Raw genomic sequence first — 17,721 nt, 5'->3', positions numbered from 1 at the left:
ACCATTCTATGCCGCCATATTTATTTCAATTTCTGAACGGGCAGTCTTGATCACGGTATAGTTGTTTGGGTTGAGATTTTCTTCTTTATACTCCATATATGGAAAGGCTTAAAATTAGGTTGGATTGATCCAAGTCGATTTTCAAACAGGTATGGGGTTCTTTTTGGACGATTTCCAAAATCAACTCATCTGAAATCCTGCTTGTATCTAGAACGGGATGTTGGCAAAAATTACAGTTTCTGATGGTTTGATCCTTTAGGTTTACTTTCATTTTTTTCCAATCTGGCTGGAAAGGACAATGAAGCTCCTTGATAAACTCTCCTTTATCCGTAAAAAGCTTTTTGGTAAGGGGATTGTATTTCATGACTTGATTTGATAAAAATGATAATTTCAAAATAAGAAAAAATTTATAGGGCTGGTCTTCAAAGTGAGTGTAATTTTTTATCTCATATTAACCTCAATATTTATTTTATTCTGAAGGTTAGAAAAAATATGTCCCAATTCTTTTCTTTATGCGATAAGTATAGAAGGAATATAATTAGCCTAGTTAGAAACCTGGTTCTATGCTAACTAGGCGAATAAGAATTCAAGGTCTGATTTTTATCCTCAATCCTTTTTGTCCGGCTACCTTTGAAAAGTTTTAATGGATTTTTTTTATCCCGATATAGCCGTGTATAGGGAGGGCTCTTGAACAGTTTTTACCAATGTGTAAAACTACACTAATAGCCCGCCCAACAGTCTGGCCCCTCGCTAAAATGATCCACTGGATCATTTCTTCACGCTCGTTCCTCCTTGCCTGCCTGCCGTAGGCAGGTTTTAGTGGATCTGGTACTCTGACCTAGATGAGAGGGGACTATATGCAGCCAAATTACAGTCTTAATCCTTGTTTTAGTGGATTTTTTAATCCCGATATAGCCGTGTATAGGGAGGGCTCTTGAACAGTTTTTACCAATGTGTAAAACTACACTAATAGCCCGCCCTACAGTCTGGCCCCTCGCTAAAATGATCCACCGGATCATTTCTTCACGCTCGTTCCTCCTTGCCTGCCTGCCGCAGGCAGGTTTTAGTGGATCTGGTACTCTGACAGTATCAAGCGTTGATGTTATATCAGGAGATATTGAGTCTTAATCCTTGTTTTAGTGGATCTGGTACTCTGACAACGTAGGTTATTGTTAATATGAACAATATTGTAGTCTTAATCCTTGTTTTAGTGGATGTGGTGCTCTGACAATATCATCCACATCCGCAAAGATGTCGCTCAGAAGTCTTAATCCTTGTTTTAGTGGATGTGGTGCTCTGACTATGAGCAGATTCAAGTACGTCTTTATAGAAAAGTCTTAATCCTTGTTTTAGTGGATGTGGTGCTCTGACACCCATGCTATGAACAGACAAACTTTCAAAGCCTAGTCTTAATCCTTGTTTTAGTGGATGTGGTGCTCTGACTTATGCTAAAATGCATTTAGAAATGGTGTCTCCAGGGTCTTAATCCTTGTTTTAGTGGATGTGGTGCTCTGACTATTAACAAATGGAATTTAAAGCAAGAGCGAGCGGTCTTAATCCTTGTTTTAGTGGATGTGGTGCTCTGACTTATGGTCTTAATTGTTATGTCCTTGATGTAGGAGTCTTAATCCTTGTTTTAGTGGATGTGGTGCTCTGACGACAATCCTAACATCATGAAGAAGTTTATATCTCAGTCTTAATCCTTGTTTTAGTGGATGTGGTGCTCTGACGAACATATTATTATGATTAAAACAATAAGACTTGTGTCTTAATCCTTGTTTTAGTGGATGTGGTGCTCTGACGTAGGAGTATTGTTCCTAGTTATCGGTCTTGTACTGTCTTAATCCTTGTTTTAGTGGATGTGGTGCTCTGACTCCGTTCCTCCATCTGGAACGAAAGCTTTATGCGGTCTTAATCCTTGTTTTAGTGGATGTGGTGCTCTGACTATGAAGCCTAAGTCTTATCCAACATACATATGTGTGTCTTAATCCTTGTTTTAGTGGATGTGGTGCTCTGACAGGCAAATTCAACTGTAATAGTCAAACTTTCTGAGTCTTAATCCTTGTTTTAGTGGATGTGGTGCTCTGACCAGGCTTTAATCGCTTTCTGGGACGGATCCTCAAAGGTCTTAATCCTTGTTTTAGTGGATGTGGTGCTCTGACTCCAGAAAGCATTCCTGAACGTGAAACCCGGACAGTCTTAATCCTTGTTTTAGTGGATGTGGTGCTCTGACTATTTACCCAACACCCTTTGGATAGGTCGCTAGAGTCTTAATCCTTGTTTTAGTGGATGTGGTGCTCTGACTAAATAGTGATGCATATCACCTGCAAGTCAAACAGGTCTTAATCCTTGTTTTAGTGGATGTGGTGCTCTGACAGTATCAAACAGATACGTGTAGATTCCGGACCGTACGTCTTAATCCTTGTTTTAGTGGATGTGGTGCTCTGACAAATTCAGAAAATCAAATCAGAAAAAGAGTATTGTCTTAATCCTTGTTTTAGTGGATGTGGTGCTCTGACTATTTACCCAACACCCTTTGGATAGGTCGCTAGAGTCTTAATCCTTGTTTTAGTGGATGTGGTGCTCTGACTATCATAAAGATACCTATTCGCTCATGGAACGGATGTCTTAATCCTTGTTTTAGTGGATGTGGTGCTCTGACTGTATCGAGAGATGTATTCCAAGGATATAGGCGAAAGTCTTAATCCTTGTTTTAGTGGATGTGGTGCTCTGACGACTACAGGCTTAGCGCAACCCATCCCATCTGAAAGTGTCTTAATCCTTGTTTTAGTGGATGTGGTGCTCTGACTTATCATGAAATATCTTTCAGATTATCTCAATCAATGTCTTAATCCTTGTTTTAGTGGATGTGGTGCTCTGACAACAGATAAAAGATTCTCAGTGGCACTTTGCAGTGTTGTCTTAATCCTTGTTTTAGTGGATGTGGTGCTCTGACCACTAAGCACAGTTCATAATCAATCTTCAATCTTATGTCTTAATCCTTGTTTTAGTGGATGTGGTGCTCTGACCTTCACTCCAAATCCAGCCAGAATGGACGACGGAGTCTTAATCCTTGTTTTAGTGGATGTGGTGCTCTGACGAACATATTATTATGATTAAAACAATAAGACTTGTGTCTTAATCCTTGTTTTAGTGGATGTGGTGCTCTGACGTAGGAGTATTGTTCCTAGTTATCGGTCTTGTACTGTCTTAATCCTTGTTTTAGTGGATGTGGTGCTCTGACAAGCAACCGCTTCTCCGAAAGGAAAGGTTACGACCGTCTTAATCCTTGTTTTAGTGGATGTGGTGCTCTGACAGTAAATTAAACACTCACATGACCAAAACAGGAAAGTCTTAATCCTTGTTTTAGTGGATGTGGTGCTCTGACTAATTATGACCCATATTAACGGGGTGATAGTTGTTGTCTTAATCCTTGTTTTAGTGGATGTGGTGCTCTGACCTAATAATTTTGTACACATGATAGTGAGAAGGAGGTCTTAATCCTTGTTTTAGTGGATGTGGTGCTCTGACCATGTGGTTGCTGGCTATCAAATTGTTTGTGATTGGTCTTAATCCTTGTTTTAGTGGATGTGGTGCTCTGACACTTAGAGAATGAGTACCAGGGATAGAATAACAGATAGTCTTAATCCTTGTTTTAGTGGATGTGGTGCTCTGACTACTCAGCATTTAACCACACTCACATTACAGAAAATGTCTTAATCCTTGTTTTAGTGGATGTGGTGCTCTGACCCTGGCTTTGGTCGTGAAGCACTGTACCTAAGCCGTCTTAATCCTTGTTTTAGTGGATGTGGTGCTCTGACCCTGTGACTATTGACAAAGAATGTCCTACAACAGCGTCTTAATCCTTGTTTTAGTGGATGTGGTGCTCTGACCACTAACAGAAAGAACAAAGTACATCTTCAATAAAGTCTTAATCCTTGTTTTAGTGGATGTGGTGCTCTGACGGTGCTTCAGCAGGGCGTGAGAAAAACTCATCAAACGTCTTAATCCTTGTTTTAGTGGATGTGGTGCTCTGACATTTGGAATCAATTATTCGAAAAACAGGAAATTATTGTCTTAATCCTTGTTTTAGTGGATGTGGTGCTCTGACGGTGCTTCAAAGCCCTATTGGGAAAGTGAAACTCTAGTCTTAATCCTTGTTTTAGTGGATGTGGTGCTCTGACCATGGCTATTAAATTGCAAAAAGTCGAATACCAGAAGTCTTAATCCTTGTTTTAGTGGATGTGGTGCTCTGACTATGATTTGCAGATCAATAAGTTTGTAAAACCGCGTCTTAATCCTTGTTTTAGTGGATGTGGTGCTCTGACAGCCAGTTATCAGGTTGAGGGTAAGTAGGAACTAAGTCTTAATCCTTGTTTTAGTGGATGTGGTGCTCTGACAGCATTCATCTTTCATGACAAGGAGGATGTTGTTAGGTCTTAATCCTTGTTTTAGTGGATGTGGTGCTCTGACTTACGTGGTGATGAAGCGGAAAACATTTACTTCAGTGTCTTAATCCTTGTTTTAGTGGATGTGGTGCTCTGACTTGGAAAGAAAATATTTGACCGATTCATTCATTTAATGTCTTAATCCTTGTTTTAGTGGATGTGGTGCTCTGACCAAGTACTTAATAACTCTTGACCTTCCAATACCATGGTCTTAATCCTTGTTTTAGTGGATGTGGTGCTCTGACAATTGCAAGAGTTTGCAGTGAGCATCCTGTCTTTTGGTCTTAATCCTTGTTTTAGTGGATGTGGTGCTCTGACAAAACACTTTAAATCATCCAGTAATCGACATCACCGTCTTAATCCTTGTTTTAGTGGATGTGGTGCTCTGACGGTGGGTTTAAATTCTTTCTGGGTGGGTGTGTACAGTCTTAATCCTTGTTTTAGTGGATGTGGTGCTCTGACTAGGACTTTCACTATGTCTCATCTTCTTGTTTCCATCGTCTTAATCCTTGTTTTAGTGGATGTGGTGCTCTGACAAAATAAAGAGCGAGTGGAAGAACTCGTGAACCAAGGTCTTAATCCTTGTTTTAGTGGATGTGGTGCTCTGACGGTCTAATGGTGACCAGAGAGAAAGGTAACAGAGTGTCTTAATCCTTGTTTTAGTGGATGTGGTGCTCTGACCCTGCCTACTTATGAGTAACGAGTTCTCCAAAAATGGGTCTTAATCCTTGTTTTAGTGGATGTGGTGCTCTGACCAAACTATTGAAAGCAAATTGTAAAATAAAATAAAAGTCTTAATCCTTGTTTTAGTGGATGTGGTGCTCTGACACAATGACTTTGGTCAGATTGGATTGACCACTATAGTCTTAATCCTTGTTTTAGTGGATGTGGTGCTCTGACAACATCTAGATCTATTTAGAAAATGAAAAGATAGTCTTAATCCTTGTTTTAGTGGATGTGGTGCTCTGACAATATAAAACTAGTGCAACGAGTGCATTATTCTCCGTCTTAATCCTTGTTTTAGTGGATGTGGTGCTCTGACTGCCTCTCAGTCCACCCTTGAGACCATTGGTACTCTGTCTTAATCCTTGTTTTAGTGGATGTGGTGCTCTGACCACACTCAAAGCATCTGATAAGAAATCTAAACGCAGTCTTAATCCTTGTTTTAGTGGATGTGGTGCTCTGACTAATCAGTTAAGTGATGATAGATATCATCGCATACTGTCTTAATCCTTGTTTTAGTGGATGTGGTGCTCTGACGTTTAAAGTTATTATCGCTGGTGGCAGAGAGTTGTCTTAATCCTTGTTTTAGTGGATGTGGTGCTCTGACTCCAGACAAATTAGTCTTTATCGCTATGGAGCGAGAGTCTTAATCCTTGTTTTAGTGGATGTGGTGCTCTGACGGTTATACTTTTTGTACTACGGAAGATTTCAATCCTGTCTTAATCCTTGTTTTAGTGGATGTGGTGCTCTGACAGTGAACATGGTGAACATATGGTGTTTTACAATAATGTCTTAATCCTTGTTTTAGTGGATGTGGTGCTCTGACACCTTATATATATAGTGTACAATTTTATCACTTTCTGTCTTAATCCTTGTTTTAGTGGATGTGGTGCTCTGACGCGAAAGGGCAGACCTATGGCAAGAAGGGGGCATGTCTTAATCCTTGTTTTAGTGGATGTGGTGCTCTGACGGTCAGCTATTCAAGCACACGACTCACACCTTCCTGTGTCTTAATCCTTGTTTTAGTGGATGTGGTGCTCTGACTTTTAAGTTGAAATCCCCTAAGCTTTTGCTTGGGGGGTCTTAATCCTTGTTTTAGTGGATGTGGTGCTCTGACTTGATAATAATAGAGACTTTGTTGTTTTTACTCAAGTCTTAATCCTTGTTTTAGTGGATGTGGTGCTCTGACCCTCGGGATGCAGGTCAATCCCATTTACTACTATGGTCTTAATCCTTGTTTTAGTGGATGTGGTGCTCTGACTACTGGGGAACGTGGAAGCAGGCTGAAATTTGGAGTCTTAATCCTTGTTTTAGTGGATGTGGTGCTCTGACTAATGTATTCTTCCTTTTAAATCTTGGTCCTTCAGTCTTAATCCTTGTTTTAGTGGATGTGGTGCTCTGACTCTACCCTTAGAGGTGGAGCGACTAATCACATCATCGTCTTAATCCTTGTTTTAGTGGATGTGGTGCTCTGACAGAGTTAGGAAACTCTTTCCAAACAATAGAAGAGCGTCTTAATCCTTGTTTTAGTGGATGTGGTGCTCTGACCGACCATGAAAAAGTTATTTCTCCTTTTTCTCCTCTGTCTTAATCCTTGTTTTAGTGGATGTGGTGCTCTGACTATAAAGCTTGATGTCGAAGAAAACACGGCAAAAGGGTCTTAATCCTTGTTTTAGTGGATGTGGTGCTCTGACTCGTTATTATGGTATTAGTCCTGTACATCCTAAAGTCTTAATCCTTGTTTTAGTGGATGTGGTGCTCTGACAGGCATGAGCATCACCAAAGCAACAGCTTTGATTCGTCTTAATCCTTGTTTTAGTGGATGTGGTGCTCTGACCCTTGCCAAAAAGGACAAGGACATCAAAAAGCTTGTCTTAATCCTTGTTTTAGTGGATGTGGTGCTCTGACAACGACACGAATTCGGCAACTACAAAGAAGTAGTGTCTTAATCCTTGTTTTAGTGGATGTGGTGCTCTGACAGAAACAACGGAAGACACATGCTCCTAGGATATGGTCTTAATCCTTGTTTTAGTGGATGTGGTGCTCTGACTTTGCTCGAAATCCCGGAGCCAACACACCAATCAGAGTCTTAATCCTTGTTTTAGTGGATGTGGTGCTCTGACAACACTAATTATTATGATTAAAGTAAGATTGGTCAGGTCTTAATCCTTGTTTTAGTGGATGTGGTGCTCTGACCCAAGAGGAAGAGTCTCTAAGAAAAATTGATTTTTAGTCTTAATCCTTGTTTTAGTGGATGTGGTGCTCTGACAATGAAATATTCTCACTCATAGTTAAGTGTGGTTTCGTCTTAATCCTTGTTTTAGTGGATGTGGTGCTCTGACAGCTAACTCTGGTTTCGATTGATTTTAAAGTGGTTATGATTGAAAAACCACCCGAAAAACCATTGTTTTAAGAAAATAAATTTTCTTTTTTCTACTGTCATTTTCAAATCTAGACTTTTTCAATTAATATCAAAAGTCCTTTTTTATGCGTTTTTTTGGATGGAAATGACTTTCCAAGCCCACTCTTTTTTACCCTTTAGGGGGGCTAATAATGCGGTGCCTTTTACATTTTCATTGGTCATCAGCCTATTCTTTTTTACAAGTTCAGGTGGAATGAAGTTTCCGTCGACAAAGGCGAATGCCTGGTGCACCTTTTTGATAACTTTTCCTTCTACCAATCGCAGAAGGGGATGGCTATTGCCTTCCACTTCCTTTTGTTTTTTGACGTTGAAAAAATCACCCTTCCCGAAGTTTCCTTCAAGCCTATAGATCCGATTTGGTATTGGCTCTTTTAAATATTTCCCAAATCCGCTTTTGTTTTCTTCTATCAAAAAACCGAAGACCTTTTTTTCTCTATTCACATGATGGACAATAACCAAAAGAGACTCATAAGGAGTGATACCTATCAATGCCTCTGCTTTTGCAACATGGTCTCGGTAGTTAGTTGGATGGTTTTCAGCACGATTGTACCAATTCGAATCAAGATATTGGCGGTGAATAGTTTTTATCCCCCACCTCTGTCTTTCTCTTAGCTTCATAAGCTTATCGAGCTCGGATTTAGCTTGGTCGTACTTACCGGTTTTGATAAAATGAGAAATCAACTTTTCTTGGATATTAGAAAGAAATTCAGGCTTGGTCTTACAGGTCATGGCCTTGCAAAGACATGAAAAATAAAGTTTGGGATCATCTTCATAAACCTCGGCAAATACTTGCCAAACCCAGAATTCTCCTGCTTTCTTTTTGGCAAATGGTAAAAAAGCTGAAATACCGGAAGCTCTGTCACCTATGCCCAAGAGAAGTTTGGCTTTGAAATAAGGCACATAGATCATGGCCGGATATTTTTCCAATGTGGGTTCCACAATCCCCCTGATATATGCCAGGATTTTTTCTTCTGCTACCTTTTCCCGTAGAAGGGCTTTTGAATAAGTGATGTGTAGGCGTTCTGCAAGTGAAATGAGTTTTTTTCCTTCCCATTCCTGCTTTTGGAAATCATCTTCTTCCAGAATATCAAACAAACCTACTTTTTCGAGACTGTAAGATTGTTTTTGGCCGACCCAAAAATCTGCAGGAGTTTTGATCAATTCCTGCAAAATAAGTTTGTTTACAAGCCTTTTTGAAGGTGTATAATGCTGCATAAGCTTTTGCAAGAGTTCCATTGTTTTGGTTGGGCTAGGTTTTCCTGTTTTATTGAATGATCTAAGAAGGTAATAGACTATCCAGGAAAGTTGCTCAAGGTCTGCATTTTCCTTTTTTAATTCTAAATGAAACGCTTCTTCAAATTTCTCTTCTGCGATCAACTGCTTGATTCTGAGGTAGCCTTGTTCCAATACTTTGAAAAAATACTTCATTCGTTCATGGAGTAATTTTTCTTCATCTGGCATTTGAAGGGCTGAAAATTCTTCCAAATAATGTTTGGCCTGTGCGGTTTGCCCTGCTTTTATGTGTTTTTTGATTAAGTAGTAGATAGACCAACTGTGGTTTCTTTTGGCCCATATATCTGCGGGATTTAGGTATAATTGATTCCGCGTCATTTTGTAGGCTTCTTCGTGTCTATTTTGATTTCTAAGAAGTTTAATAGTTGATTGACTCATTATAAAAAGACGGTATTGGGTGGGTCTATAATTTGATTGATGTTTACATTTTTACCAATGAGTTTCATACTGCGTGCATCTGAAATATTAAGTGGTACCAATATGATGCTGTCTTCATTGTCATAGACTTCGTTGATTTCAGCGAGCGTTTTTCGTATCGATTCAAATTTTTTGTAATCGGAATGGACAAGAAAGACCGATTTTTGGACACGTATGCATCCATTTTTTTCGAGGTATTTTGCTATTAGTCTTCGGACTTTGTTGTTTTCGATGTCATAGAGGATCAAGTAGTTCATAGTAGTGGATTTGAGCGGCTTGCCCTGGAATATTCCTAGGATTTTTTCGATTCTATTGGAAAGTGGCAAGAGCATATCATTAGGATCTGTCTCTTTCTCCTTTTCTTTTCCCTTGCTAAGGCCTGAGTTTTTGATTTTATCGATTCGTTCTCTTAGGTCAAATTCCTTCTTGGGAGGTTTTGGCATAAGTTTTAGTATGTTGAAAATGATGCTTTCAGATAGTCAGTGATTGTTTTTGCAAATTCACGATGGCTTCCTGTTTTTGTAGTTGGAACAATACTCACTCCTTTTTTTCCAAAAAATACATTGATCTCTGCCCAGGTATTTCCTGAGCTTACTTTGATTTGTCTTCCATAGGAGATAGGCTTGATATTTTCTATTTTGGAATTTACTTCATCAAGAAATACTTGAAGTTCAGCGATGATCTTCTCAAGTTCTTCAGGTTGCTCAAAATATTTCTCAGGTGTTTTGTTTCTCGTTCGTTGACCGGTTTTCTCTTTAATAAAAGCTAATATTTCATCGGAAAGGTCCTGACCAGGCTGGGATTTTTCAGGAGATAATTCTACTTTTTGAATTTCTTTTTGAGATTTGAGAATTTGATCAGCCTGAAATTGAACCTGCTCTAAATCTAAAAATGAATCCTTTCTGACGAAATCGGCAGGGTTAATAGCTTTCGCATTTGTATTGAAGTATGCTTCTGGATCAAAGCTTACAAAGCAGCATCTACTTACATCATGCGTTTTGTGATCCAATGCTGTACCTAGCAGATATTTTTTTTCTAGATGGATGCAGAAAGCCTTATAGAAAAGCACGTAATAGGAAGAGTCAGAAATTTTTGGATCAATTTTGAATAGTAATTTCAGTCCATCGCCAGAAGGAGATGAGAACATCAATTCGACACGTTCGTCTTGGGCAAATTTCTTTCTGAGATCCTGTATATTCAGTTCATGATCAGAAAGGTGGTCGATATCAATTAAAAATCGTTCTGTGAAAAGGAAGTTTTCCTTACGTCTAGCTTTAGGATGAAATTGTGCGCAGACTATATAAGGAAGAGATGTTTTCATCTTCCTGTATTGGTTCGGGTCCATTGCTCGAATGGCTTGAAGTTTACGCTGTAAGGAAGCAACCTCTCCTTGCGGATTGATAAGAGCCTTGTGTAGTTTTTCAATGCTCACATCATAGAGTTGATCGCCGGCTTGTGTAATATGCTTTCCAAGTCGTATCATTCGCTTGAATTTTTTATAAAAAACCTTGCAAGACGGTGCATATCTTCGACAATATGTGCCATGCGTCCCATACTTTTCCCTTGTAATTGAATGACCTCGCTGAGGTAGTCATTGACAGATTGAATGAGGATTCGCTTTGCTAAAGGACCTAGAAGGAGCGGTCCATCCGGTAGTTCCTGTTCCATGCTTTCTTCAGGAAAGGCTTCAGCCAAACAGAGTTGTATTACTACATAATCCATCCAAGATCTGTATTTTTCTATCACATCGAAAACCAATGCGGGTCTATTGTAATCATCCCGATGGAATATACCGATGTAAGGGTCTAGTCCAGCTTTTATTAAAGCACCTTCGATTTTTCCATAAAGCATACCATAGGCGTAGTTCAATAGTGCATTAAATGGGTCTTTTGCGGGTTGTCGGTCTCTGGATTGAAAGCTGTATTGTTCGGGGAATAACTTAGAGATAGCTTGAAAATAGCGCTTTCCAGCGGCACCTTCCCAGCCTCTTATAGATGGTGCGACATCAGAGAGAAACTCACCTTCTATTTCATTTATCTTTCGCTTGTAATCTTCAATGCTATTAATGGCGGATTTGAAAATATTGTAGGCAGGAAGCACTTCTTTTTCTGGCTGCAGGGCTAGGAGGAGAGCTACCTGATTATCCAATTTTTGGTTGATTAGATCTTTGACCCATTCTAGGGATGCCTTGGAGTAGAGAAAGTTGACTTGTGCTTTTCGGATATTGCTGATTGATCCGTATTGAACGCTCCATACCCTGCCTTCAGGATTTCCAAGATCGTTTACAAAAAGTACTTCTACTTGATGTTTGATGGCCAGAATAATTGCGTCACTAGTAATCCGAGCAGCCTTTGAAATACTGATGCTTTTGACAATATCTGGTGGAAAGGACTGCTTTCCTTCAGGTGTAGTAATGACAAAAAGGTTATTCTCCTTTTGAAGAGTAGCGCCAAATGTATTGATTACTAAATGCATAAAAAGTGTGCTTTAAAATCCTCATTTATCAAATCAGATTTTTTGATTAGGTGCTAAATAAATGCTTAAAAAATCTGATTGATTAATCGTATAAAAACGATTTTATTGTCGAGCCCTATATTTCAATTTAAACTTATCGATCACAAGAATTAGCTTATCCACCAATTATTAACAAGATGAAGCTTTTCCTTGGATCGGGTAATGCCCGTGTACCACCAGCGGGTCAATTCCAATGGACTCATGACATACATTCCTTTGTTTAAAAAGAAAAAGACCTCTTCCCATTCACCACCCTGACTTTTGTGACAAGTCACCGCATAACCATAATTTGCCCGTAGGCTATTGAGCCAAGGATCCTTCTGCATGGCAGAAAAATAGATTTCAGATTTAGGTTTGATTTTTTTAGCCCGCATTCGTTGGCTGAAATCTATCATTAATAACCGTTGCTGTTCCTGATTTAGATTTGCTTGTCCGCTCAAGAGTGGATCTAAACAGAGTAGCGTCTCATAAGCTTTCCCCGTTGATCTTGCTTTGACCGTTACATGGATAAACTGAATACCCTTCACATTTTCTCGGTTTCCTACTTCCAGGATTTCCACAAAATCCCCATTGGTCAAGGGTACCAGGTAATTGTTTTGGGTGACCATTAGCAAGTCTCCAGGATGAAGGATTTCCTGATCCGTTCCATACCTTCTTTTTCTTACCTCCAAATTAATCTCGTGGCAATTGTAATTACTCAGACTAATTGCAATACTGTTTTCGGTGCCATTTTCAATGACGGACTGAATGTATTTTTCCTTCATCTGCTCATAAGAAGGAAGCGTAATCTGTTCCCCACTTTTTGCAGGAACTTTCACCCACTTCGTTTTAAAAGAAACACCCGTCATTTTTCGAACTTGTGAGGCCAGCTTAAGTACTTCCGAATCTTGTTTCTGACGAAGAATCTGATTCAGTTCATAGGAAGATACCGATCTGCCTAGGTTCTTAAAAAAAGACTCAGCTAATGCCGGGCTTTCAAGGGATCCTACCGGTGGGAGTTGGCAAGGATCTCCTGCGAAAATGACTTTGTTTTTTCCTACCAAAGTCAAAAAATCAGTTAATAGATGGCCTGAACCGAAGGAGGCAAAAGAAGTAGCATCGGATCGCTCATCCCCAATCATAGATGCTTCGTCTACGATATAGATTTTGGATTGATCCTCATCAGGTTTTCGAATTTCGAAAAGAAGCCTCATTTGCCCATAATCATCGACTTCAGTTGACTCTTTGGAAGGGTCTGCATCACCGTCTATATCTTTGAAATGGTAGAGTTCAGAATGAAGAGTCCTAGCTGAAAATCCCGTTTTAGCACTTAATACAGATGCTGCTCTTCCAGTAGGGGCCAGTAGCGAAAATACTTTTTCCTGACCTTCAAGATACTGAGCCAGGTATTGTAGGAGGGTGGTTTTACCTGTACCGGCATATCCCTTGAGGATAAAGAATGATTGGTCGGGATTTTCTAGAAAGGATTTGATCTTGTCAAAAGCTTCTTTTTGCTGCTCGGTGAGTTGAATAGAAGAGGTCATAGGTCATATTTTCTAAATCTCACAAATTCAAACTTAGATATTTTCGTTCCGTTAGGCAGATCCTCCGTAGTACGGTGGGTGGTGGAGGCAAGACAAGGAATTCCGACCTGCCGGAGTTTGAATACCAATTGAAAGCAAAATGTAAGCTCTCCCATGATATGAACTGCCTGAGGTCGCATGGCTAAAATGTCTTCTTTATATACTTCGGAAAGCCTTTGAATATCTTCTTCGCTGGCTTCGGGATCAATGTGTGGAAAAGGCATGTCCCTAATATCTCCGAAAAGTCTATTTGCTTCCTGAATTTGCTTTTCCGGCCAGGAAGAGGAGGGATGGTTGGAGAGGTTGAGGAGCATGGTTACATACTTTTTATAAAATCTTGCAATTTTTTACTTTCTGATAAAAATTCAGTTCCGATCAGTTTAATGTCCAAGACTCTCGCTCTATCTTTTTGCTCATCGCTTAATTTTGAAAAATCATTTACCGAGAAAAGAAAATATTTAACAAATAGGCCAAAGTCTTTTTTTAGAGTACTCGCCTTGTAAAGTGTATTTGTGAAAAGCTGACTTAGTTTCCCTTCTTCATTATCTGCCACATCTGTTTTGCATTCTATTACGTAGAGGGCATTGTTATGGGTAAACATGACATCAAACTCATTTGAAGTTTTTTCCCCTCTAGTTACTCTTACGCCTTTGCCTATTTCTTCATCTTTTTTGTTAAGTGTGTTTACAATCAGCGAATACGTGTATTCTTCAAACCAATCTCCGGTTAGATAATTGGTTTCTTCCCTAGTAAACTTTTCAGAAGACTCTGGAGAAAAACCTAAATCTCTCATTGGTTTAATTATTTCCAAAATTTCGGAGGAAACCTTAAAATTTTTCTTATCTCTAAATTTCTTGTCTCGGAGAATTTCGACCATTTTTTTAATTGGAAGATTACTATCACCTAAGAAATTCTGAAATATTTTTGTTGTAAACTCTTCGCTTCGTATTAACTGGTTTTTTTGTGAGAATGCTTTAGACTGTATGGTAACTCCATTAGCTTCTAAGTAATCTTTCAGGTTAATTTTAAAATTTATTTCTCTGGTTTTATTCTTAATAATTGGAAATACCTGGCGAAAATGATTTTTACCCAAGGGCAAATAATAAATAGAAGACGATCCAATTCTTGTAAAAAAGTTATAAGCGCCAAGAGACATTATTTTGGTTCCCCCCGTAATGTTTACCAAGAAATGATCGCCATCCTCAACTTCAAGGGTTTCACCTAATTTCTTTTCGAAATCAACCAAGCTGTCTTCTTCAACTAATATGGTTTTTGAGTTTTTGGAAATCCATCCGTTACAAGCCTTTTGAATATTAGGCACTATATGTTTTTTTTCCATTCCTTCCGTTGAGATAAATAAATATTGATCGGCAGGAGGATTGTCTCTTATAAACAAAACATTTGGAATAGTTTGATCACTCACGAGTGAAACTAATATTGTTCTAGCCATTTTTTTTATCCGTTAAATTTCTCCATCAATAAATTTAATTTTTCCTGAAAATCAGGTTTTTCTGACTCTTCTCGCTTTAGGATTTCGATACCCTGATGATTCTTAAAGTCTTCCAAAGTAATCAGTTTATCGATTCCCAAGTTGGCTCTGAGTTGCCCTAATTGATCACGAGTATCTTCTTGCTCAGGTAGTTCGGCGAGAATTGCCAGATACTTCTTACACTTCAGTCCAAACTTCTGTGTAAGGGAGGCCAATTTGTACATAGGAGCCTGAAACTTTTCCTTTTTGTAATTGGGACTTGAGTAGACTTTGCATTCAAACACGTATAGGTCATTTTGATAGATGAACATCAGATCAAATTCATTATCGTGTTGATTGACTGTTTGACTTCCGATTTTTTTGAGGCCGACGCTGCAGCCTATTTGGGCATCTCCCAATCGGAAAATTCGCTTAAAAAACTGATAGCAATAAAATTCAAACCAATTACCTTGAAGGTAATTCTTATCTTCTTCTTTGTAATCCTGTGAACTGGCACGTACTATTTCAGCGACATGGGAAGCACCACCTGATTCCACCACTTTTTTGAACAAGGTGGTTGGTTTAGGATTTCCTTTGAAATAGGGTAGCTCTCCAGTGATTTCATAGCCATAGGCAAAGAGATATTCATCTAAGGTTAGTTTTATGGATTGGTCTTTTTGAATGTTTATAACCTCAGGATAGACTTGCTGATATTGGTCTGAGTCAATCGGAGAATAAAACATGCTAGAATCATATCCCTGAAAATGGGTAAATACCATTTGGGACATCAGTTTGTTGCCTCCAGTAATGTTGACTAGGAAGGAAGATTCTTTGGGAAAAGGGAAGGCCTTTAGTTGTTGATCGATTTGCTTTGCATTATTCGCATCAATGATGATTTTGTAGCATTTGTCATGCGGTAAATGAAGGGCCTGAATCAAATGATCAGTTGCATCCCGATCTTCCATTTTTTGGGTGGTGACAAAAAAAAACTCCGAATCAGGCTGGGAAAACTGCCTTATAAATAGCAGGTTAGGTACAGCTTGATCGGAGATGATGCAGACGAGGTGGGGCATTTATAGAAGAGATTTGATTTGAAAATAGCTCCCAGGATAATCAGATGGGGCTTTCAAAAAATCAAACATCTGTTTTATTTCATTAAACTCATTGATTTTTTCCTTTCGTCCTTTTCGTGGATTGAATTTTTCCGCCTCAAGCTTTGGGAAATTCAATCTTGCATAATCCGTCCCTACTTTTGCCAAAGAACCCAAATCCTTTATTTGATCGGTATCAGTCCACTTTTTATTGAATTTTTGTAGTGAATGCTCATTGATTTCTACTTCAAAGATCTTTAGATATTTTTTGAGATTTTCGGAATCCATTTTCACATCCATTTTAATTCTTCCGTATCCCATAGACTTTGCCATTCCCAAATTATGACGGAGTTGATCATGATTATTGTGGTAAGTCAGCGCAGATAGCAAAGCCCCCAATTCAAAAGGCTTCAAATTATGATACCTTAGTTTGAAGGTGAATTTGGCGCCAGATTCCAATGGCCTAAAATAGACCATACTTTCAGAATCCTTTTGTTCTTGGGTGTACTCGTTCTGTTTTGCTTGCCCTTGCACATGATACTTTTTAAAACCCCTTAATTCACTGGATTTATTTTGATAAGTATTGTACCCATTATTTCTCGGATCCTTTTGCTTAAGATAGAACGGGTAGTATGATGGCTTTGGACTGCCTAATATCTCGTATGAAACCTTATCTGATTCTTTGGGACTTCCTAATGCTAGGGCATGTGAAAAGAAAACTCTTCCTTTCAATGAAGATTCTTCATTGGAGGTTTGACCAAAAATAGTCTGCCCTAGATCCATTTCTTTATTATTCGTATAGCTGGCTACAGGCTCCAAATCTTTAAGATACTCTGCATTATTTAGGCGATAAAGTTTTGAAAAGCCGAAGTGAATTACTTTACCATTTACTTCTTTATAAAAAACCGGGATTTGCTCAATTTTCAATTCGTTTAAAAAGTAATCCCAAAGAGATTTTTCTTTTTCTGTACCATTTATCTCCAAGGCTTTTGTTATCAAAGATTTGTCAAAATGCAATGGTCTTTGATCTTCTTCTAATTCTTCAAAAACATATTCGTACTTCTTGTTATCAATAGAGCCAAACATAATTAGAATTCCTTCGAAATCACCATTTTTATTGAGCTTGTAAATTTGACCTGTTTTATTAACAAAATGTGATTCATCAAAATATACGGGATTCAAGAAGTTCTTAATTTTACAAGCCTTATATTTTTCAATGCTAGTAGCCTTATTAAAGCTTATTTTTTCCTCTTTATTTCCTGTTTTACGAATAATAGATTGAATGTTAAAGTAATCTTTTACACTAGGTATCGTTACTTTATAAAAATTAGACGGGTATAACATCCACTTTCCATCGACCTTTTTTAACCATCCAGCATTTGTTTTACTAATCTCCTTTCTTTTATAATCTTCATTGTTCATATCCCTTAAGCCAAATATCGTATTACCCAAAGCCACTGGCGCCAACCTCGAAAAACTCATAATCTCAACCACATTTCTGAGCATCCCTTTAAGAGATGTGGCAGGAATGAAATATCGCTTTTGGCCATTTTTATCTTTGAAATAAGAAAACTCCTCCGTAGGCTTCTCATTTTTTGTAGGTTTCTTATGGCCGTTTCGGATAAAAATAGGAGTCTCTGCAGTGATCTCAATTTCAATTTCTCCGCTTTCCCCATCTTCAAATGGAATGTCATGACTGACTTGATTTGCCCATTCGGGTTTAAAAACCTGGTCTTCAGTAGGCGCAGGAACGAAGTTATATGGTGATTTTACGGTTGTCATA

At 38.6% G+C, this 17,721-nt stretch carries 10 protein-coding genes and 1 CRISPR repeat array; all 10 genes read right to left on the bottom strand.

What is annotated here, in order from left to right:
• Positions 1-85 precede the first annotated feature (85 nt).
• The 10 genes from E4S40_RS10675 to E4S40_RS10630 all read right to left on the bottom strand — a co-directional run bounded on the left by E4S40_RS10675 (position 86) and on the right by E4S40_RS10630 (position 17,720).
• Positions 86-364, bottom strand: a complete 279-nt coding sequence (locus E4S40_RS10675; RefSeq protein WP_135073844.1) for a hypothetical protein — start codon at positions 362-364, stop codon at positions 86-88.
• 757 nt (positions 365-1,121) lie between these two features.
• Positions 1,122-7,513: a CRISPR direct-repeat array (repeat unit 37 nt; unit sequence GTCTTAATCCTTGTTTTAGTGGATGTGGTGCTCTGAC).
• Between the two features lie 143 nt (positions 7,514-7,656).
• Entirely contained in the window at positions 7,657-9,204 is a 1,548-nt protein-coding gene (locus E4S40_RS10670) for a DUF7017 domain-containing protein (protein ID WP_161971795.1), read from the bottom strand.
• A gap of 59 nt (positions 9,205-9,263) precedes the next feature.
• The gene (cas2, locus tag E4S40_RS10665; protein WP_135073838.1) at positions 9,264-9,746 is read right to left on the bottom strand and encodes a CRISPR-associated endonuclease Cas2; all 483 of its coding nucleotides are present in this window, start codon (positions 9,744-9,746) and stop codon (positions 9,264-9,266) included.
• Positions 9,747-9,751: 5 nt separating this feature from the next.
• Entirely contained in the window at positions 9,752-10,786 is a 1,035-nt protein-coding gene (locus tag E4S40_RS10660; RefSeq protein ID WP_135073836.1) for a CRISPR-associated primase-polymerase type B, read from the bottom strand.
• Positions 10,783-11,778 (bottom strand): CRISPR-associated endonuclease Cas1, encoded by a 996-nt coding sequence (gene cas1, locus E4S40_RS10655; protein WP_135073834.1) that lies wholly within the window; start codon positions 11,776-11,778, stop codon positions 10,783-10,785. The genes E4S40_RS10660 and cas1 overlap by 4 nt, the downstream gene beginning before the upstream one ends.
• A 149-nt stretch (positions 11,779-11,927) precedes the next feature.
• A complete protein-coding gene (locus E4S40_RS10650) occupies positions 11,928-13,340 on the bottom strand; it encodes an ATP-dependent DNA helicase (protein WP_135073832.1) in 1,413 nt (470 codons plus the stop codon).
• Entirely contained in the window at positions 13,337-13,693 is a 357-nt protein-coding gene (locus E4S40_RS10645; RefSeq protein WP_135073830.1) for a CRISPR-associated protein, read from the bottom strand. The genes E4S40_RS10650 and E4S40_RS10645 overlap by 4 nt, the downstream gene beginning before the upstream one ends.
• 2 nt (positions 13,694-13,695) lie before the next feature.
• Positions 13,696-14,829, bottom strand: a complete 1,134-nt coding sequence (locus tag E4S40_RS10640) for a Card1-like endonuclease domain-containing protein (RefSeq protein ID WP_135073828.1) — start codon at positions 14,827-14,829, stop codon at positions 13,696-13,698.
• Positions 14,830-14,834: 5 nt separating this feature from the next.
• Positions 14,835-15,920, bottom strand: a complete 1,086-nt coding sequence (locus E4S40_RS10635) for a Card1-like endonuclease domain-containing protein (RefSeq protein ID WP_135073826.1) — start codon at positions 15,918-15,920, stop codon at positions 14,835-14,837.
• A complete protein-coding gene (locus E4S40_RS10630; RefSeq protein ID WP_135073824.1) occupies positions 15,921-17,720 on the bottom strand; it encodes a TIGR03986 family type III CRISPR-associated RAMP protein in 1,800 nt (599 codons plus the stop codon).
• Position 17,721: the final 1 nt, after the last annotated feature.

It is taken from the genome of Algoriphagus kandeliae (assembly GCF_004571135.1).
GTDB classification, from domain to species: Bacteria; Bacteroidota; Bacteroidia; order Cytophagales; family Cyclobacteriaceae; genus Algoriphagus; species Algoriphagus kandeliae.
The sequence above is the reverse complement of the archived record's forward strand: the minus strand, read 5'-3'. Positions and strand labels throughout refer to the sequence as shown.

What these genes read in the sequence shown, in the direction of transcription:
- E4S40_RS10675 (WP_135073844.1), bottom strand. Translation starts at nt 364, where the DNA reads ATGAAATACAATCCCCTTACCAAAAAGCTTTTTACGGATAAAGGAGAG.
- E4S40_RS10670 (WP_161971795.1), bottom strand. Translation starts at nt 9,204, where the DNA reads ATGACGCGGAATCAATTATACCTAAATCCCGCAGATATATGGGCCAAA.
- cas2 (WP_135073838.1), bottom strand. Translation starts at nt 9,746, where the DNA reads ATGCCAAAACCTCCCAAGAAGGAATTTGACCTAAGAGAACGAATCGAT.
- E4S40_RS10660 (WP_135073836.1), bottom strand. Translation starts at nt 10,786, where the DNA reads ATGATACGACTTGGAAAGCATATTACACAAGCCGGCGATCAACTCTAT.
- cas1 (WP_135073834.1), bottom strand. Translation starts at nt 11,778, where the DNA reads ATGCATTTAGTAATCAATACATTTGGCGCTACTCTTCAAAAGGAGAAT.
- E4S40_RS10650 (WP_135073832.1), bottom strand. Translation starts at nt 13,340, where the DNA reads ATGACCTCTTCTATTCAACTCACCGAGCAGCAAAAAGAAGCTTTTGAC.
- E4S40_RS10645 (WP_135073830.1), bottom strand. Translation starts at nt 13,693, where the DNA reads ATGCTCCTCAACCTCTCCAACCATCCCTCCTCTTCCTGGCCGGAAAAG.
- E4S40_RS10640 (WP_135073828.1), bottom strand. Translation starts at nt 14,829, where the DNA reads ATGGCTAGAACAATATTAGTTTCACTCGTGAGTGATCAAACTATTCCA.
- E4S40_RS10635 (WP_135073826.1), bottom strand. Translation starts at nt 15,920, where the DNA reads ATGCCCCACCTCGTCTGCATCATCTCCGATCAAGCTGTACCTAACCTG.
- E4S40_RS10630 (WP_135073824.1), bottom strand. Translation starts at nt 17,720, where the DNA reads ATGACAACCGTAAAATCACCATATAACTTCGTTCCTGCGCCTACTGAA.